Below are 18,987 nucleotides of genomic sequence, written 5' to 3' on the forward strand. Positions count from 1 at the left end.
GCGGAGATGCGCGGCCCGCGGGATCGGGTCAGCTGCGCCGGCTCCGCTCCGCGAACGCGTCGAGGTTCGCGATGAGGTCGCGCGCGACCCAGATCCGGTTGCGCTGACGCGAGTTCGCCTGGGTGAGGATGCCTCGGTCGACGAGCGTCCCGATCGCGGAGAAGATCGCACGACCCGACCGCGGCAAGCGGTCCTGCATGAGACGCGAGTTCAGGACCGGATGCTCGAGCGCGAGGTCGGCGATCCTGCGGGCGACCGCGTCCGAACGGACCCCCCGCAGCTTCGCTTCCCACGACTCCCTCGTGGCTTGGATGTCGGCGACGAGCTGCCGGCCGTTGACGACCGCGAGCACCGCGCCGTCCGCGAACACGCCGACGATCGGCTCGAGGTCGCCCTCGCGATAGCGGTCGAGCGCCGCGAAGTACCGGTCTCGCTGCTGGAGGACGCCAGCCGAGATCGGAGCGGTCACCGACCTCGTCAGTCCCGACCGCCGCAGGGCGGATTGCACCAGGGCGCGGCCCGTGCGCCCGTTGCCGTCTGGGAACGGGTGGATCGTCTCGAACTGCGCGTGCGCGACGGCGATGCTCGCGAGCGGGACGGCCGATGGCCGCTGCGCGAACTCGATCAGGTCGTCCAGCGCGGCCTCCACCCGCTCGTGGTGCGGCGGCACGAAGTCTGCGCCGTGCGGCGAGTAGTGCGTCAGGTCGCCACCGCCGATCCAGACCTGGTCGGCGCGGTACCGGCCGACGATTCCCGGATCCGACTCCTTCAGCAGCTCTCGGTGCATCGCGATGATCGTCTCGTGGTCGAGGCCGTGGGCGGCTTCGACGGCCGCTTCCATCGCCCGGACGTTGCTGACGATCAGCGGCGCGTTGCCATCGACTCGTTCCCCGAGCTCAGCCTCGGCGATCGCCCGTGCGCTGGAGGTGAGGTTCTCGATCTGGGAGCTCGACGCCGACTCGCTGCGCAGCAGGATCGACGCGAACGGCGCAGTGATGGCACCGACCTCGGCGTCGAAGCGGACGAGCTGCTGCTGTGCGTTCTGGACCGTCTCGGCGAGCTCCTCGGAGAGCACGACGTCGAGATCCGCGATCCTCGGCGTGACCGCGGCCTCGTACGGGCGGGTGATGGTCGCGCGGACACTCGCGGGGAGCACGTCCAACGGGACCTTCGGCGTCCACGGGCGTTCCTCGTAGCTCACCGCGGTCGGCCGTGTCAGCTGAGTCATCTGCATCCTTCACTACACGCTCGGTGTAGTGAAGTTTAGCGGCATAACCTTCACTAAGGCGAGACGTCAGTGAAGGGTATGCCGGGTCAGCTCGGTGACGCGTTCCCGAGCGACTCGGTGAGGAGCCAGATCAGGGCGATCGAGAACAGCACGAGATTGATGAGGATCAGCGCGAACCGGTAGCCGCGTGGACCCCTGGTGCTGATGGCGAAGATCTGCCCGCCGATGTTGGCGAGCGCGAGCGCCAGTACGAGCAGCATCCACAGCGGAGAGAGAACGACGGCGAGGAAGAACGCGACGACGGTGCCGCCGAGCACCGCGAGCGTGAGTCGGCCGGCGAGCCGAGCGGGCGACTGTTCCGGACGCGCTTCTGCCATGAGGTTCTCCTTGTCGAGCCGTTCGGGCTGAGCAGGTGACGAGCAGCCCCTCGGTCCGGTGGCGTTTCCTCGGGTGTTTCCACCACACTCGGTTTCGTTACCGGAGTGAGGCGCCCGGTCGCGACGATGCCCCGGGCCGTCCGGCCCGGGGCATCGCACGGCGCGCGGCTACAGCGCCCGGAGGATGTCCTCGACGCGCTGCTTGGCGTCGCCGAACAGCATCTGCGCGTTCTCCCGGGTGAACAGCGGGTTGGCGACGCCCGCGTAGCCCGCCGACATCGAGCGCTTGAAGACGACCACGTTGCCCGCCTCCCACACGCGCAGCACCGGCATCCCCGCGATGGGGCTGCCCGGATCCTGCGCGGCCGCCGGGTTCACGGTGTCGTTCGCGCCGATCACGAGCACGACATCGGTCGCGGCGAGGTCGTCGTTGATCTCGTCCATCTCCTCGACGATGTCGTACGGCACCTTCGCCTCCGCGAGCAGCACGTTCATGTGCCCGGGCAGGCGGCCGGCGACCGGGTGGATGCCGAAGCGCACCCGCACCCCGCGCTCGCGGAGCCGGCTGGTGAGCTCCGCCACCGGGTACTGCGCCTGCGCCACCGCCATGCCGTAGCCGGGGGTGATGACGACGCTCGAGGCATCCCGCAGCAGCGCGGCCGCCGCCTCCGCGTCGAGCTCGCGCACCTCGCCCTCGACCTCGCCGCTCGAGGTCGGCGCCGCGATGCCGAAGCCGCCCGCGATGACCGAGATGAACGAACGGTTCATCGCCTTGCACATGATGTACGAGAGGTAGGCGCCCGAGGAGCCGACGAGCGCACCGGTGATGATGAGCAGGTCGTTGTTCAGCAGGAAGCCCGCCGCGGCCGCCGCCCAGCCCGAGTAGCTGTTCAGCATCGAGATGACGACGGGCATGTCGCCGCCGCCGATCGAGGCGACGAGGTGCCAGCCGAGCAGCAGCGCCAGCACCGTCACGACGACGAGCAGCCACAGCTCGGGCGTGATGACGTACCAGACGGTGAGGCCGACGAAGGCGACGAGCGCGCCGAGGTTCAGCGCGTTCTTGCCCGGCAGCATGAGCGGGGCCGACTTCATCCGCGCCGAGAGCTTCAGGAACGCGACGATCGAGCCGGTGAAGGTGACGGCGCCGATGAAGACGCCGATGAAGACCTCGGCGTGGTGGATGTCGAGCAGGGCGCCCGACATCGCGGACTCCTCGAGCGCGCCGTTCCAGCCGACCAGCACGGCGGCAAGGCCGACGAAGCTGTGCAGCAGGGCGATGAGCTCCGGCATGCCGGTCATCGCGACGACGCGGGCCCGCCAGAGGCCGATCGCGCCGCCGACGAGCACGGCGACGACGAGCAGGATGAGTCCCGTCGTGACGGAGGCCGTGCCCCAGGCGCCGGCGAGCGTCGCCCACACGGTCGCGACGAGCGCGATGACCATGCCGGCGATGCCGTAGCCGACACCGGCCCTGGCGGTTTCATGCTTGCTGAGGCCCGCGAGGCTGAGGATGAACAGCAGCGCGGCGACGAGGTAGGCGGCGCCGGCCACGGAGCCGGCGACGGTGAGGGTCGTGAGCTCGGGCATGTCAGGCACCGGCCTTTCCGTCGGTGCGGCCGCGCCCGCTCGCGCCGGCGGCGCTGGCGGGTGAGCCCTTCGCGAACATGGCGAGCATGCGTCGGGTCACCGCAAAGCCGCCGAAGACGTTGATGCTCGCGAGCAGCACCGCGACGGCGGCGAGGATCTGCACGACGAGCACGTCGCTCGTGATCTGCACCATGGCGCCGACGATGATGATGCCCGAGATGGCGTTCGTCACGCTCATGAGCGGGGTGTGCAGCGCGTGCGCCACCTTGCCGATGACGTAGAAGCCGACGACGACCGCGAGCATGAGCACCGTGAAGTGCTGGGGGAGCGGCGGCGGTGCGACAGCGTTCACGAGGAAGAGCGCGGCGATGCCGGCGGCGACGAGCAGCGCCTTCTTCGCAGCCGACATCGGGGCCTTCGGGGCGGCGGGCTCGGCGGGCGCCTGCGCGGGCGCGGCGGCGGCGGGCGCGGCCGAGACCTGCACGGGCGGCGGCGGCCAGGTGACCTCGCCGCCGCGGGCGACGGTGACGGCGCGCTGCACGATGTCGTCGAAGTCGAGCACGAGCTCGCCGTCCTTGCCCGGCGTCAGCAGCTTCATCAGGTTCACGATGTTCGTGCCGTAGAGCTGCGAGGCCTGGGTGGGCAGACGCGAGGCGAGGTCGGTGTAGCCGAGGATGACGACGCCGTTCGGCGTGACGATCCGCTCGCCGGCGACCGAGCCCTCGACGTTGCCGCCCATCCCGGCGGCCATGTCGACGATGACGCTGCCGGAGCGCATGCTCGCGACGTCGGCCGCGGTGATGAGCTTCGGCGCGGGGCGGCCCGGGATGAGCGCCGTCGTGATCACGATGTCGACGTCGGCGGCCTGCTCGGAGTAGATCTCGGCGGCGCGGCGGTCGTACGCCTCGCTCGTCGCCTTGGCGTAGCCGTCGGTGGACTGCTCGACCTCGACCTCGACCTTCAGGTACTCGCCGCCGATGGACTTCACCTGGTCGGCGACCTCGGGCCGCGGATCGGTGGCGCGCACGATGGCGCCGAGGCTGGATGCCGCGCCGATCGCCGCGAGCCCGGCGACGCCGGCCCCGGCGACGAGCACCTTCGCCGGGGGCACCTTGCCGGCGGCGGTGACCTGCCCGGTGAAGAAGCGGCCGAACTCGTGCGCCGCCTCGACGACGGCACGGTAGCCGGCGATGTTCGCCATCGAGCTGAGCACGTCCATCGACTGCGCCCGGGAGATGCGGGGCACCGCGTCCATGGCGATCGCCGTGACGCCCGCGGCGGCGAGCCGCTCGAGCAGCTCCGCGCTGAAGGCCGGGGCGAGCAGGCCGATGACCGTGGTGCCCGGGCGCAGCGCGGCGACCTCGGCCTCCGTGGGCGCGTTCACCTTGAGCACGATCTCGCTCGCCAGCGCCTCGGCGCCCCCGACGATCGTGGCCCCGGCGTCGCGGTAGGCCTCGTCGAGGAACGCGGATGCCTCGCCGGCCCCCGCTTCGACGGCCACCTCGTAGCCCAGTGCGATCAACTGCTTCACGGTCGCCGGTGTCGCGGCGACCCTCGTCTCCGGCGGCTGCTCGGTGACGACCCCGATTCGGGTCATGCGGTTCTCCTCTGCCTTCGTCTTCGTCGACGCGTCCGTGCGCGGTCGGACTGCGGGCTGCAGCGCTCGTCGCGGTCCCGACCGATCGGACGGGGCGGCGGCACTGCAGCAGAGCTGGCACCACTCTAGAGGACGCTTCTTCCTCAGTGTGAAAGTTACATTTCACAGTGCGGAAGCTGGAGGGTCATTGTGGTGACTGCGGCCAGCGTATGGCCTCCCGAGCTGAGGATGCCGCGATTTTCCGCGCGCCGAAGATGAAGGATTCCCGGTTCTTTCCCCGGGCGGAACTTCGCGCGGCTGGGTGCACGGTGAGGACGCGGCGCATCGTCCGCACTCCGGTCACGGCGTTCTAGTATCGGACGAGAACGCGCGGCAGACGCCGCCGGGAGAGGCGGTCCAGGTGGCCAAGGATGCCCCGGCGAGCGCCGCCGGGTCGCAGACGCTGAGCCGAGGCATCCGGGTGCTCGAGGTGCTGGCGGACGCCGAGCGCCCGCTGACCATCGACGAGGTCGCCGCCGCCCTCGGCGTGCACCGCTCGGTCGCGTACCGCTTGCTGCGCACCCTCGAGGATCACGGACTCGTCACCCGCGACGCGGCCGGCAGGCTGCTGCTCGGCGCCGGCCTCGCTGCCCTCGCCGCCGGGGTGCAGCGCGACTTGCAGCAGCTCGCGCTGCCCGAACTCGCCGAGGTGGCCGAGGATCTCGGCATGACGTGCCTGCTCGCCGTGCTGCTCGACGGCGACGAGGCCGTCACGCTCGTCAGCGCGTCGCCGCGGCGCACGGCGGCGGTGTCGTACCGGCCGGGGCACCGGCATCCGATCACTCGCGGCGGACCCGGGAAGGCGATCCTGCTCGGCCTGCCCGAGCGCAGCTGGCCCGCGGATGTGCCGGAGGCGCTGCGTTCGGAGGTCGTCGAGAGCCGCCTGCGCGGCTACACGGTGAGCCACGACGAGGTCGTGCCCTCGCTGCGCTCGGTCGCCGTTCCGCTCAGCCTGCCCGGCCAGCCGCCGGCGTCGATCGCGGTCATCCACGTCTCGTTCCCTCGGCCGGAGGCCGAACTCGCCGAGCGGCTGCAGGAGGCGGTCGCCCGGCTGCAGCGCGCCTCCGGGGCGTAGCGCCTGGTTCCCTGAGCTCGTCGAAGGGCACCCGTCCTGGTTCCCTGAGCTTGTCGAAGGGCACCCGTCCTGGTTCCCTGAGCTTGTCGAAGGGAACTCATTCCGGACTCCCTTCGACAAGCTCAGGGAACCAACCCCTTCGACAAGCTCAGGGGACCAACCCCTTCGACAGGCTCAGGGAACCAACCCCTTCGACAAGCTCAGGGGACCATCGACCGCTGGGGGCGCAGCGCCCCCTCGAAGAATGCCGCGAGCTCTGAGGTCGCGCTGAGCGGCAGCACGTGCGCGACGTACTGGTCGGGGCGCACGACGACGACCGCGCCGTCGCGTGAGATGCCGCGCTCCTCGAAGATGTCCGTCTTGCACCAGGCGCTCGGGGCGGCGGCGAAGACCTTCTCCCAGTCTATCAGGCCGAGCGGGCCGGTCTTCGGGCGGAACGCCTTCGGCACCGCCATGATGTCGACGCCCTCGTGCGGCTGCTGGTAGATCACCTTGACGTCGAACACGGCGTCGACGTCCGCGCCCTCGGGCGTGAACCGGGCCAGCGGCGACTCGGCCGAGCCCGACAGCCATTCGGCCCACGACGCGAGCGCGGATGCCTCGCCGGCGGCGGGCGCGTCCGCGAAGGCGTAGACGCGCCAGCGGCCGTCGGCCTTCGCGTGGTGGCCGAGGTGCACGACGTTGCCGTCGCAGACCATCGACACCTCGGACGACTTGAAGCGCTTGCCGATCGGGAACCCGGTCGCGAGCCCCTGGTGGGTCGCCTCGCCGACGATCGCCGACGGGGCGTACTCGGTCATGAAGCCCGAGGGGAACTCGGCCGTGCCGAGGTAGTAGTTCGCGAGCTCCTGCGGGTCGGAGATCTCCTCCGGCTTGCGCGCCATGAGCGACGACCACTCGCGGTCGAAGTCGATGAGCTGCTGGGCGACGGGCTGGCGCTCGGCCGAGTAGGTGGCGAGCAGCTCGGCCGGGGCGAGTCCGGCGACGACGGAGCCGAGCTTCCAGCCGAGATTGAAGCCGTCCTGCATCGAGACGTTCATGCCCTGGCCCGCCTTCGCGCTGTGCGTGTGGCAGGCGTCGCCGGTGAGGAACACGCGCGGCGAGGCATCCGCCCCCTCCCCGCGGTCGTCGAAGTGGTCGGTGACCCGGTGGCCGACTTCGTAGACGCTGAACCAGGCGACCTCGCGCACGTCGATCGAGTACGGCTGCAGGATGTCGTTCGCCTTGGCGATGATCGTCTCGATGGGCGTCTTGCGCACCTCGTGGTTGTCGTCGGCCGAGACCTCACCGAGGTCGATGTACATGCGGCAGAGGTAGCCGCCCTCGCGGGGGATGTGCAGGATGTTGCCCGCGGCCGAGTTGATCGCGCACTTCGTGCGCCAGTCGGGGAAGTCGGTGTTCACGACGACGTCCATGACGCCCCACGCGTGCGCCGAGATGCCGCCGAGGTGCTTGCGGCCGATCGCTTCGCGCACGCCGCTGCGGGCGCCGTCGCAGCCGGCGACGTACTTCGCGCGCACGGTGCGCTCCTCCCCGGCACGCTCGCCGGCCGTGTAGCGCACCCGCACCTCGACCGGATAGTCGCCGGCCTCGGGCGAGCCCTCCGGGTGCACGGTCAGGCCGAGGAACTCGATGCCGTAGTCGGGCTTCATGCGACCGGGGCCATTCGCGGCGGCCTCGGCGAAGTAGTCGAGCACACGCGCCTGGTTCACGATGAGGTGCGGGAACTCGCTGATCTTGTAGCCGTAGTCCTCGGTGCGGGTGGTGCGGGTGATCTGCCCGGGGTGCTCGGGGTCGGGGCCCCAGAAGTTCATGTAGCCGATGTTGTAGGCCTCGGCGATGATCCGCTCGGCGAAGCCGAACGCCTGGAAGGTCTCGACGCTGCGCGGCTGGATGCCGTCGGCCTGGCCGAGCACGAGTCGGCCGTCGCGGCGCTCGATCATGCGGGCGACGACGCCGGGGTACTGGGAGAGCTGCGCGGAGAGCAGCATGCCGGCCGGGCCGGATCCCACGATGAGCACGTCCATCTCGTCGGGCAGCTCGTCGGGCCGGTCGAGGCCGACGCCGGCGGCGGGCTGGACGCGCGGGTCGCCCGAGACGTATCCGTTGTGGTGGAACTGCACGGGGGCTCCTCACCTCGTCGTGATGGGGCGCCGCTGCGGCGTCCCGCCCGAGTGCGGCTCGCGTCTCGCCATCCGCTCTCGTTCGATAATCGAACGTGCCATTCGTTTATCGCGCAGTGATCATACGCCCGCCGCTCGCGCGGGACAACCGCGGGCGCGGCGCCGGCCTGCCGGCCTGCCGGCCCACCCCCGAAGTCGCACGAATCGCCCAACCCCGCCCCCCGAGGCATCCCTTCGTGCGACTCCACCCTGTGGAGTCGCACGAATCGCGCATCAGCGCGAACGGACAGCGCGATTCGAGCGACCTCGCCGGCGGGCGGAGGGCGGAAGAGGCGGCGGCGGCACCTCGACGACCGGCACCGACCCGGTCACGATCGCGTCGACCGTCATCGAACCGTCGACGGGGCCGACGACCGGGATGGGCGTCGTCGGCGTCGCGGTGCGCGGCTCCACCCGCATCCGCCCGAGCCGACGGTGCTCGCGCACGTACGCCGGGATCAGCAGCACGACCGCACCGATCCAGGCGAGCGGATTGCTCCAGACCACCCCGACGAAGCCGAATGCCGCGCCCAGCACGATCGCCGCGGCCACCCGCATCACGAGCTCGATCACGCCCGTCGCGGTCGGGATGAACGTGTGCCCGAGCCCCTGCAGCGCCCCGCGAAGCACGAACAGCACCGCGAGCGAGGCGTAGGTGTAGCCGTCGACCTCGAGCATGTACGCCGCGTCCGCCACCACGCCGTCGGACCCCTCGCCGACGAAGAGCCGCACGAGCTGCTCGCCGAACAGGATGAACGGCACCCCGATCACGACGGCGGTGCCGATCGCCAGCCAGGTGGCTTGCACGACGCCGCGGCGGATGCGGTCGGGTCGGTGCCCGCCGAGGTTCTGCGCCGTGTACATCGAGGCGGCGAGCCCGAGCGAGGCGAGGAAGGCGACGGCGAGCGAGTCGACCCGCGACGCCGTCGTGTACGCGGCGACCGCGTCGGCGCCGAGCTCGTTCAGTGCGACCTGCACGGTGAGGGTGCCGATCGCGATGATCGACGCCTGGAACCCCATCGGCAGCCCGACCCGCAGGTGCTCGAGCACCTCCGCGCGGGAGACCCGCCAGTCGGCCCGACGCACGTGCAGCGCGGGCACCCGACGACGCACGAACTCGAGACAGAGCCCGACCGAGACGGCCTGTGCGACGACGGTGGCGACCGCGGCGCCACCGACGCCCCAGCCCAACCCGCCGACCATCAGCACCACGAGTCCTACGTTCAGCAGGCACGAGAGGGTGAGGAACACGAGCGGCGTCCGCGAGTCGCCGATCGCTCGGATGATCGCGGACAGGTAGTTGAAGAACATCACGGCGGATGCCCCGAGGAAGCTGATCTGCGTGAACGCGGTCGCCTCGGGCAGCAGCTCCGGCGGGGTCTGCAGCAGCTGTAGCGCGGGCCCGGCGATGAACGGAGCGCCCGCCGTCAGCAGCACGCTCATCGCTCCCGTGAGCAGCGTGCCGGTCGCGACCGAGCGGCGCACCCGCTCGTGGTCGCGGGCGCCGAACGCCTGGGCGGTCGGGATGGCGAAACCACTCGTCACCCCCCACGCGAAGCCGAGCAGCAGGAAGAGCAGCGGCCCGGTCGCACCGACCGCGGCGAGCGAGGCGATGCCGAGGTGCCGGCCGACGACGATCGCATCGGCAACTTGGTACAGCTGCTGCACCACGTTGCCGATGAGCAGGGGGACGGCGAAGAGCAGGATGACGCGCCAGGGGGCGCCGGTCGTGAGGGTTCTGGCCATGGGGCTCTCGACGGTGGGAGTGGCGGACGGGAAGGGTCGAGCAGGTGCGGCGAGCGCGCCCGGACCGAGCTGACCGCGGCGCTGCGCGCCATCCTATCGAATCGATTCGATTCTGCGCCAACCGGCCGTCCCGATTGCTAGGTTCGGAGCATGAAGCTTGTGCCCCGTGCCCGCGTCGAGCTCGGGCCCGGCGCGCTCGCGTTTCCGCACCCGCCCACCGTCTGCCTGCGTGCCGACGGCTCGCTGCTCGGCATCGCCGAGCAGCGCACCGACGTGGGGTGGGTGACCTCGCTCGTGCACGTGCGGCCCTCGGGCGAGCATCGCGCGATGCCGCTTCCCGAGCGCGCCTTCGGCGCACAGCCGGTGATCGTCGACGACGGTGATGCCGGGGTCATCGTGCTCACCGACGAGCGGACCGCCGTGCGCTTCGACCCCGAACTCGAGTCGCCCACGACGGTGGAAGTCGTCGACCGCGCCGGAGTCTCGGGTGGCGAGCGTCGTGTGACCATCGGCGGGATCGTCCGCAGCGCCGGCGCCGGGAACTGGCTCGTGGTGCTGAGCGACCCGACGGCGTTCCAGAACGCGCGCACGATCGCGCGGCTTCGTCTCGACGGCACGGGAGCCACGTGGGAAGCGGCCGAGTTGCTGCACGGCGACGACTACCCGATGGCGGGCGGGCGCACCTCGACTGCCCCGGGCGGAACCAAAGCCCCCATCGTCGGCGACGTGCTCGAGGTCGACGGCACGCGCTTCGCCGCCGTAAAGGGCAGCGACACGATGAGCCTGCTGAAGTACGGCTCGGACTTCTTCACGCTCGCAGAGCTCGACACCGGGGGGCGCGTCGCGCGGCGCGTGTATGAGGAGCGAGGGTGGAAGAAGCAGCCCGGCAAGCACGGCATCCGTGCACGGTTCACCTCCGACGGCGAGTATGCGATCCTCAGCCCCGTGTTCGGTACCGGCGAGTGGAAGGGCCGCCAGCAGCTGCTCCGACTGCGCGACGGATCGCTCGAGCCGGTGCCGAGCATCCGAGGCACTGCAGGCTTCGCCCTCGTCGACCTGCGCGGCGAGGCCGCGCTGCTCGCCTCGAACGACGAGGTGCTGCTCGCCGAGCGGACCGAATGACGTCGGCGGCGCTCGGCCCGATCGAGCTGCCCTGTAGGTTCCCGCTCGAGATGGCGGAGATCGACGGAGAATCCACGCTACTTGGCAGTGGTTTCGAGCTCAGGATTCCTCCGGAAATGGCAGAATCCTACGGGCCACCCCCGTTGGCGCAGCGCCACGATTCTCGCGGGGCGCTGGGGAGAGGATGTCGACCCGGTCTCGTTGTCGACGCTGCGACTACGAATGCGAGATTCTTGGCTCACTGAGCCAAGAATCCCGCCGGCGCACGATCATGTCCCGGCCCTCGCACGCGTCGCAGTCGCACATCGGCCACCCGAACCGCTCCCAGAAGCCCACAGCGTCGTGCGCCGGGCCGACGTAGAGTTCCCGGTCGCCGAACTCCTCCCCGAGCTGGGTGATGATCCGTGTGCCGATCCGGTCTTCGCTGACACGGAGGCCTTCACGGACCTCGAAGTCCCAGATCATGACGGCGAGCTCTGTCGCCCGCGGCGTGTGGCTGACGTACCGGAGCGACAGGAGCATGCGTGCGACTTCTTCGCCGCCTTCCTCACCCGACGGGACCTCCGCGGCGAGGACCCAGCGGCCGAGATCGAACAGCACATCATCCTCACGAAACTCGTCGTCGACGGCGAAGACCGCGACTTCTTGAGCCGATCGTTGGGCTTCGCCGGGGTAAACGTCACGATCGTCTGGCACCCGGGATGGCCCATCCAGCACGCGCAGGTTGACGCCGGCAGGGCCGTGCGCCTGCGGCCGGACCCCGACGAGGTGGACTTCGGCGCCGTGCCGCAGGTGCCCCCGAAGGAGCTCGCGTTGTGGGACGGGTCGATCGGATCCATCCTGGTGACAGCGGACGAGTTCGCGCGGATCGCGCAGCGTCCGTTGAGCGTCGACTCCGACCCATTCCAGGCGTTCTTCGGCAGTATTGCCGGATCGGAGCCATGAGGTTGGTGACGTGTGCGGAGTTCACTCCGGTCTCGACGCGAATGTGCGATGACGCGGTCCCGGGATTCTTGGCTCACTGTGCCAAGAATTGGCCGTCGGCTTCGGCGGCAACCGGTACGCGCTCTCGCGTAGCTCCGCCGCGGTCGACTGAAAGGCTACTCAAGGATCCTCGGGAGTGATTCCTCTAAGCGCTCAGGCGCCCAAAGACGGCGGTCACGTTGCGATCGCCGGTTGAGTTTCAATCCCAGTTGACAGCGCTGTCGAGCGAGTCGTTCGCGTACGCGGTATACTCCAGAGCTTTGCCCTCTTCGGCCATCCGGAGCGCATACCCGATCGCTTCGGGGCGAAAGTCAGCCTCCAGGCCCGACTTCAACCAGGGAAAATATGGATGGCTCTCGAGTGCCTCGTCGACGTGATTGATTCGTTCGAGGATGTCGTCAATTTCTTCGGGGCTGAGCGGCGCTTGCCAGAGCATGAATTGCGCGCTCGGCTTGCCGTCCTCGCTGACCAAGCTGCGGCGTCCGGGCGCCCATTCCACGACGACACCATCAGCGGGATGGCCGCCCCCGCCGTGTAGCAAGCGTCCACGGTAATTCTTGGCCATGTGGTTCAGTGCCTGCTTCGCTCGGCTCACCTGACCCTCATGCGGCGTAGGAAAGGCGACATCAAACTGGTCAGCCCAACCTGCTTCGATCAATGCCCGCAACGAGAAGTCCGGTCGCAGCGCCGCAGGGGAGAATGCCGATAGCACGACCAGGGTGTGCTGAACATAGGCGAAGTACGTCGCGATAACGGCGGTGCAGACGTAGGCCACTTCTCTCTGATGAGCAGCTTCCGCCATCGCGCCCTCGACTACTGACAGCACTGCCGCGAGAGGGTCATCGCGAACGCGGCGGGACTCGGGCACACCGGCCTCGCGCATCTGCCGCAAATGTGCCAAGTGGAAGTTGACCGCACCACGATATCGAGCGAACTGGTTGACAACGGTCGCTCGGTTCTCGCTGAGATCGCGTTGCACGCGTGGAGAGATTGCCCGCTGGTAGAGGCTCGTGGCTGCGGCGGTTAGCCGGCGCTCCACCTCCTTCCCGAGTTCATCTGCGCCCTCGGCGCCTCCTTCGGATACCAGGATGGTCAGCCGGAGTCCGAACTTTCCCCATTGAAGTCGGCAGGTGGTACCCCGGAAGTCGAACTCGCGGATCCAAGCGACCTTCTCGTACGCGGGCTGGTGTCGGGGACCCGCCACCGCGAGAACCAGCTCGATGATGTCGGCGACGCTGACGGCCGATACGGCAAACCGGTAGTGAACAGTGGGCGAGTCCGGTTCGAACGACGCGCTGGGTGCAGTGAATCCATGCAGCTCTCGATCCCGGATTCCGATGAGGGCCAATGCGAAGGCTTCGTCCTCGTCCGTCAAGGTCGGTTCGGCTCGCCGGGCGCGTGGCTCCTCAGTCATTTGGATCCTCTCCGGACCAGCCGAGGTCAGTGTTGATCTGGAGTGGCAGTGTAACGAACAGCTCGCCATCCGATATTGCATCTCGCTGGTCTTGAACCAGGTCGATGAAGTAGATGAACCGGACGATGCGTTCCGGCGTTACGAAGCGGCCCAGTTGGAGATCGCAGGACTCACGAGGAACGCCAAGGGGCCAGTAGTTCCCTGCCGACCGATATTCTCGTCACACCGATCGGTGCAGCGATCCCCTCGGAAGCGCACTCCGCGAGTTCACGCTTCGGATTGCGGTGGAGATTCACGTTACAAGGTTTGCCCAATCCGCTTCCTCGACCACATACGCCCTAGTTGACGGCGTCGCTCCAGTCGAACCACATACACACGCAAGCAGACCATGAACCGCCGAGCTAGCGGTACTCCTCAGTCCTGCCGACGACTCCTGCGAGAAAGCTCGGCGGTGCGTCCCCGTTGCATGGGAGCGGCGGCGTGGGCGGCCGCGATTACGGTCTGCACCCGCTCTGACCCGCGGACGATCGTGGGCCGGTCGTCTCCGAGTCGATCTGCCAGTGTCGCCAGCTCGGCGAACGGGCTTCCCGGGAAGACCATCATCGATGTCTGATCAATCACGATGAAACTCGCCTCATGTGCCGGCTTGCTCTCGCTGAAGTCGATGCCGCTGTCGGAGAACTCGCGCGCCAGATGGTCCAGCGTGGCCGCATCAGTCTTGGAGAGCTGCTGGCGGGATGCGGTCTCCAATGTGATGGGACATCCAGCCTCAAGCAACTGGCGGATCACGCCGACGAAGTGCTCGGCTCGCTGGGTCGGCCACAGCCTGGACGCGGAGATGAGCACACCCTGACGCGCGGCAAGCAACGCGACCTCGGTGTCCTCGGCAGCTTCCCGCACCGAGAGCCGTCGCACCGGAGCCGCCGCCAACTGGGTACGGACCTTGGACCGCCGCGCGTCGAGTGCGTTCTCGTCGCCGAGCTCGGCGCTGATCGGCGCCAGACGTCGCAACTCCTCGAGCGCGTCCTCGATCAGCGCATCCGGCGCCCGCGCATCCAGCACCTCACCGGGCAGGAGCCGGTCGACGCGGCGCCGGTCCTCATCGATGCGCTGCGTCAACCGCATCGAGTCCAGCAGCCCGTGCTCCCGGACCAGCGTCTCGATGCGCTCGTCCGGCCGGCCGTCGACACACACCCGCAGGTACCGGTCCTGCGCATCGGACTCGGACTCGAAGAGCAGAACCGTCGCGGCAAGATACTGTTTCGTCGTCGATTCAACCCCAAGCACCGACAGCAACGTGCTCTCTCGCTCCGGCCGAACCGCGTCCACGTCGAGGAATCTTGCGGTGTCGTCAGGACCGTAGTCAACGTCGATGTCGGAATCGGGATTGAGGACCAGCCGCGGGTCGTCGTCGAGATCATCCGCGGACAGCACCAGATCCCGCTTCACCGAGACCGGCTCCCCGGACAGACCATCGATCAGATACGTCACCGTACGTTCGATGACGCGCTCCTGCACCAGGGTGCTCACCAGCGTCTTGCCGGTCGGGCTCAACTGCAGCACCGCCTCGCCGGAGCCTGCATTCACCGTCAGGTACCGGTCGAACAGGAGATCCGCAATGATCGCGTCCACTAGCCGCGCGGGCAGGTTGAGCAGGCGGGTGACGTCCTCAGCCTTTCCAACGCCGAGGCTGATGGCTCGCAGCACGAACTCGGTGAACGTCGGCACCGGGCGCTTCTTCAGAATGCGGCACTGCACCACGGTCCGCCACACCGGGATGGCTGCGCTCCGGGTGGACAGCAGCCGAAACCCATCGCGTCGCAGCAGTGCGTCCGGGTTGGCGCCGAGGCGACCTTCAGCGTCCATTGTGGCCTCCCACGGTAGCGATCGCGCGTGCGACTTCGGTGAGCTTGCGGGACCTCCTGCGGTCTCCAGTGCCGTCGGCCATCGCCCGGTTACCGACGATCACTAGGCCGTCGCGTGCGCGTGAGATCGCGACGTTCAAGCGCTCCGGGGAGCCTAGGAAGCCGACGTCGCCGCGCCGGTTGCTGCGGGTCAGGGAGACGATGCAGATGTCCGCCTCCTGGCCTTGGTACGAGTCGATGGTGGCGGCTTTGACTCGCACCACCTTGAGCTTCGATTTTGTGCTGCTGAGCACTTCCTGCAGCGTGCGCACCTGCGCTGCGTACCCCGCGAGCACAGCGACCTCCACTTCATCGAGCCCGAGAAGCACCGCGTAGTTGTCGATGTTCCCCACCAGCTCCGCGACCGTGCGGGCTTCCGCTCGGTTCTCATAGCTCAGGCCCGCCCGGCGTTCGCTTTCCTTCCGTCCGGTATCCCGCCAGGTCACCGCACCGCCCAGCGCCCGCTCGACCAGCGGTGATACCTCCCGCGCGCTGGAGCGCAGCTCGCCGCCGTAGAACACGTCGCTGACCACTTTGCCGATCGCGGGATGCATTCGGTGCTGGTGACTGAGCACCGCGACCGATTGTGCGGGAAGCCCGGCGCCCAGCTCGGTGAACAGTCGCTCGTCGACCTCAGCGCGTGTCAAGTCACGCTCGGCGAGGAAGTCGGCGTCGGCCAGCGCCGAGTCGAGGAACGGCGGCAACTGCTTCTCATCGCCCACGAGGACCCACTGTCTCGCGTTCGCCATCGGCACCATCAGCTCAGTGGGCGTCGCCTTGGACGCTTCGTCGATGATGCACAGGTCGAACTCCACCCGCTCGGCGCCCTTGGAGCCAGTCAGCGCCACGCAGGTGGACGCCACCACCGAGGCACGGAACAGCAACGCCATCCGGAACTCGCCGGTCGGGCGGAACCGTTCCAGCCATTCCTCCGCGAGCAACTGCAGGCCCTGCACCCGCTCATCGTCGGCCGACATCGACTCGTCGATCCGCCGCAACAGGTCTTTCTCGTCCGTGGCGTCCGCGAGATCTCCGACGGTCCGCAACTCCACGCCGGCGCGCTGCGTGTCTTCCCGTAGTTCGGTCAGTCGCTCGGTGAGCTGAGCGACGCGCTCGCGCAGCCCCTCCAGCTGGCGGATCGCCGGGGACCGCTGCTCCAGGTCTACGCCCAACTGCTCGACGGCGTCGGTGAGGCGGGCAAGGTCGCGGGCGACGACGTCGGCAGCGCCGGTCGGGGTGGTGTCGAGCTTGCTGACCGCCGCGAACAGTTTTTCGATTGCATCCCGCGTCGTTTCCTGTTCTGCGCGCGCCGCACCAAGCGCTGCCTCCGCCTCCGCCAACTCGGCCTCCGTGCGGGTGCGACGCTCTACCTGCGCCCGCAATCGGGTGGCGGTGCTGCGGGTCTGCACATCGAGGACGCCGGCAGACTCGAGGTGGTCTCGGACGAATGCCGCGACCGTCGCCTCAGTCTCCGCCCGCCACGCTTCCAGCTGAGACGGCACCGTCCATGCCGCGGAGCTCGCCAAGAGCTGGTCCTGAGACCCGATTCGCAGCACGGATGCCCCCGGAGTCACCTTCGCCACCTTGCTGAGCGCGTGATCCAAGGCGATGTGCGTCTGAGAGGCGAGCAGGATCTGCGCGTCTGGTTTGATCCGGAGCTGCTGCGCGACGAGCTCTGCAATGAGCGTGGTCTTCCCCGTGCCCGGAGGGCCTTTCACCAGACTGATGCCCTGCGCACCGAGCACCGATGCCACTGCGGCGCGTTTGGCCTCATCCAGATGGTCCTGGACGAATTGTTCAACGTGGTGCTCAGCCGGGAGCGGATTCACGGCAGGTTTGCTCAGAATGTCTTTGAGGTCGGCACGCACTGCCCGCCCTTCGAAGACGCGACGGACCGCGTCCTGCTCGCGACGCAGCTTCGACACCGTTCGTTCGGCGTCTACCGACAGCACGCCCTTGCGCGGTAGATCGTCCGGGTTGCCTTCGTTCACATAGAAGACCACCGCGTTACCCTCGATCGCTTCCACCTCGCCGCGGACAAAGCGACCCGTCGTGCTGCGGATCACGCGCAGTTCACCGAGCTGGGGGTCCGCGGTGCGGTCAGTGGTGGTGAGGTAGACGCGCGCGCCTTCGACCCGAAGCGCGGAGTAGTTGACATCCTTGCCCCGCTCCCGCGCCAATGCAAACTTTGCGTCAAGGACTCGCTCCCAGCGGTCGTGGACTTCCACGCGGGAATGCTGCTCGGGGTTCGCTGCTTCACGTTCCGCGAGCGACCGGAGTAGTTCGCTGATTGCCGCGTCCGCTTCCTGCGGCCGCATTGGCGTCGCCACCCAGCGGATCGTCGCCCCGACGCCGCGCTTGCGCAGTCGCTCCAGGTGCGCGACCGGCGGACGCCAGACGTGTTTCACGAACAGTGAGCCGGTGCGTGATTCGTGCGGCGCCACCGCCGCGAGCAGCGACTGCCCGACGAGAAGAAGACCCTGCTTCTCCGCGGACTTCGGATCGCGGACAATGCGGGCGCGGGGACCGAACTCTCGGCGGAACTCTTCGAAGCCGGCCGTCTCGGCCAGTGTGACGTCCCGGAAAATCTGGGTGACGTTGACGGTGAGGTGGATGCCGATCTCCGGGACATCCTGAACGACTGCTTCGCCCTTTGCGATCTGCTCAAGCTCGGCGAGTACCACCCCGGCGCTGCCAGGACGTTGCTCGTCCTCGTCGCTCAGACACCTGGCCAGCAGCAGCCGGATGGGTTCGGGCACGCCCACCCGGCCCAGCGCCGCACTCGGGGTGGTGCCGGTGAGCTCGAAGTCGCCCAGCAGACAGCAGATCACCAACACGGCGAATGAATACACATCGTAGGCGGGAAGCGGGTTCTCCGTCCCTGACTCCGGCGGGCAGAAAGGGCGCGTGCCCAACTGACTCATCGTCTTCCCGAAGCTGGTCACCTCCCGGTAGCGCATCGTGCCGAAGTCGGCGACCTTCACCTGCGCACCATCCACGAGCACGTTGCCGGGCTTGAGGTCTCGATGCACCCACCCTCTCGCGTGCAGCACGCTCAGACCAGCGAGAATCTCCAAGGCAATCGGTCGCAGCTGCTCCCAGCTCAGAGATTCGCGTGTCGCCACCGCGCCGAGGTCCTCGCCACACCACTCGAACGCGATCCAGGGCGCGCCATGGGCGGGCGTGCCAAAACCGACCACCTGCAGCAGATTGGGATGCGCCTCAAGTCGGTTGTAGACGTCCAGCTCGTTGCTCCACGACAGCTCCAACATCCGCGGATCCACGTGCATCGCGGGCGCGAATAGCTTCACCGCCACGTGCGCCCCGGTCTCGTTGTCGTACGCCTTGAAGAGACGCGCGTGCCCCCCGGAGTTCAGCTCGTCACGCGGCAGCACAAAGCGATTGTCCAGAACGACCGGACCGGTCCCCATACCACCCATCCCCAGAGGCTATCGCCGAAGGTCTCATCCGAATTGCGCCGGCGAACGTACTTCGGCTCTCTGCATCGATCCGTGGCGACGCATTCACTGCGGCAAAGCGGTTGGCAGCCATCGGTCGATTCGGTATGTTCTTCGCGAGTCGGGCTCCGCGAGGCGCGCTTCCGCTTCGCCGACAAAGATGAGATCCCAAGCTCGGGTCACCCGAGTGAGTCCGAGAGGCGGCTGGCGTCCCACCCTTGTCGCTCGCTCTTGACGGCCCCGATCACCTGTCGTGCCGTCATGCGGACGATTGGAGGAACGATGCATCTC

The 18,987-nt window shown here is 68.6% G+C and carries 12 protein-coding genes; 3 read left to right on the forward strand and 9 right to left on the reverse strand.

From position 1 onward, the window contains the following. Positions 1-28: 28 nt before the first annotated feature. The 4 genes from M3147_RS17060 to M3147_RS17075 form a co-directional block, all read right to left on the reverse strand. On the reverse strand, positions 29-1,228 hold the full coding sequence (locus M3147_RS17060) for a Fic family protein (RefSeq protein ID WP_308201083.1): 1,200 nt from the start codon (positions 1,226-1,228) through the stop codon (positions 29-31). A gap of 86 nt (positions 1,229-1,314) precedes the next feature. Further along, positions 1,315-1,605: a hypothetical protein gene (locus M3147_RS17065; RefSeq protein WP_251204620.1), complete on the reverse strand. Its 291-nt coding sequence runs from the start codon at positions 1,603-1,605 to the stop codon at positions 1,315-1,317. Positions 1,606-1,773: 168 nt separating this feature from the next. Continuing rightward, positions 1,774-3,195 carry a Re/Si-specific NAD(P)(+) transhydrogenase subunit beta gene (gene pntB, locus M3147_RS17070; RefSeq protein WP_251204640.1) on the reverse strand — a complete coding sequence of 474 codons (1,422 nt, stop codon included), beginning with the start codon at positions 3,193-3,195 and terminating at the stop codon, positions 1,774-1,776. A 1-nt stretch (position 3,196) separates the two neighbouring features. Continuing rightward, positions 3,197-4,792: a Re/Si-specific NAD(P)(+) transhydrogenase subunit alpha gene (locus tag M3147_RS17075; RefSeq protein WP_251204621.1), complete on the reverse strand. Its 1,596-nt coding sequence runs from the start codon at positions 4,790-4,792 to the stop codon at positions 3,197-3,199. A gap of 400 nt (positions 4,793-5,192) precedes the next feature. Here M3147_RS17075 and M3147_RS17080 point away from each other — a divergent pair, with 400 nt between their 5' ends. Next, positions 5,193-5,906: an IclR family transcriptional regulator gene (locus M3147_RS17080; RefSeq protein ID WP_251204622.1), complete on the forward strand. Its 714-nt coding sequence runs from the start codon at positions 5,193-5,195 to the stop codon at positions 5,904-5,906. Between the two features lie 200 nt (positions 5,907-6,106). On the opposite strand, the gene M3147_RS17085 is transcribed toward M3147_RS17080, so the two are convergent. Further along, a complete protein-coding gene (locus M3147_RS17085) occupies positions 6,107-8,029 on the reverse strand; it encodes an FAD-binding monooxygenase (protein ID WP_251204623.1) in 1,923 nt (640 codons plus the stop codon). Positions 8,030-8,302: 273 nt separating this feature from the next. Further along, entirely contained in the window at positions 8,303-9,814 is a 1,512-nt protein-coding gene (locus tag M3147_RS17090; protein ID WP_251204624.1) for an MATE family efflux transporter, read from the reverse strand. Positions 9,815-9,964: 150 nt separating this feature from the next. Here M3147_RS17090 and M3147_RS17095 point away from each other — a divergent pair, with 150 nt between their 5' ends. After that, entirely contained in the window at positions 9,965-10,936 is a 972-nt protein-coding gene (locus tag M3147_RS17095; protein WP_251204625.1) for a hypothetical protein, read from the forward strand. A gap of 342 nt (positions 10,937-11,278) precedes the next feature. Continuing rightward, positions 11,279-11,881, forward strand: a complete 603-nt coding sequence (locus tag M3147_RS17100; RefSeq protein ID WP_251204626.1) for a hypothetical protein — start codon at positions 11,279-11,281, stop codon at positions 11,879-11,881. A gap of 238 nt (positions 11,882-12,119) precedes the next feature. On the opposite strand, the gene M3147_RS17105 is transcribed toward M3147_RS17100, so the two are convergent. The 3 genes from M3147_RS17105 to M3147_RS17115 form a co-directional block, all read right to left on the reverse strand. Beyond that, on the reverse strand, positions 12,120-13,334 hold the full coding sequence (locus M3147_RS17105) for a hypothetical protein (RefSeq protein ID WP_251204627.1): 1,215 nt from the start codon (positions 13,332-13,334) through the stop codon (positions 12,120-12,122). Positions 13,335-13,748: 414 nt separating this feature from the next. Further along, on the reverse strand, positions 13,749-15,200 hold the full coding sequence (locus tag M3147_RS17110; RefSeq protein WP_251204628.1) for a hypothetical protein: 1,452 nt from the start codon (positions 15,198-15,200) through the stop codon (positions 13,749-13,751). Next, positions 15,190-18,669 carry an AAA domain-containing protein gene (locus M3147_RS17115; protein ID WP_251204629.1) on the reverse strand — a complete coding sequence of 1,160 codons (3,480 nt, stop codon included), beginning with the start codon at positions 18,667-18,669 and terminating at the stop codon, positions 15,190-15,192. Before M3147_RS17115 ends, M3147_RS17110 begins: the two co-directional genes overlap by 11 nt. Positions 18,670-18,987: the final 318 nt, after the last annotated feature.

This window comes from Agromyces mediolanus (assembly GCF_023715325.1).
In the GTDB taxonomy this organism is placed as follows: Bacteria; Actinomycetota; Actinomycetes; order Actinomycetales; family Microbacteriaceae; genus Agromyces; species Agromyces mediolanus_A.

Bases quoted from the DNA above. Each gene is read 5' to 3' on its own strand.
- M3147_RS17060 (WP_308201083.1), bottom strand. From the start codon at position 1,228: ATGACTCAGCTGACACGGCCGACCGCGGTGAGCTACGAGGAACGCCCG.
- M3147_RS17065 (WP_251204620.1), bottom strand. From the start codon at position 1,605: ATGGCAGAAGCGCGTCCGGAACAGTCGCCCGCTCGGCTCGCCGGCCGA.
- pntB (WP_251204640.1), bottom strand. From the start codon at position 3,195: ATGCCCGAGCTCACGACCCTCACCGTCGCCGGCTCCGTGGCCGGCGCC.
- M3147_RS17075 (WP_251204621.1), bottom strand. From the start codon at position 4,792: ATGACCCGAATCGGGGTCGTCACCGAGCAGCCGCCGGAGACGAGGGTC.
- M3147_RS17090 (WP_251204624.1), bottom strand. From the start codon at position 9,814: ATGGCCAGAACCCTCACGACCGGCGCCCCCTGGCGCGTCATCCTGCTC.
- M3147_RS17095 (WP_251204625.1), top strand. From the start codon at position 9,965: ATGAAGCTTGTGCCCCGTGCCCGCGTCGAGCTCGGGCCCGGCGCGCTC.
- M3147_RS17105 (WP_251204627.1), bottom strand. From the start codon at position 13,334: ATGACTGAGGAGCCACGCGCCCGGCGAGCCGAACCGACCTTGACGGAC.
- M3147_RS17110 (WP_251204628.1), bottom strand. From the start codon at position 15,200: ATGGACGCTGAAGGTCGCCTCGGCGCCAACCCGGACGCACTGCTGCGA.
- M3147_RS17115 (WP_251204629.1), bottom strand. From the start codon at position 18,669: ATGGGGACCGGTCCGGTCGTTCTGGACAATCGCTTTGTGCTGCCGCGT.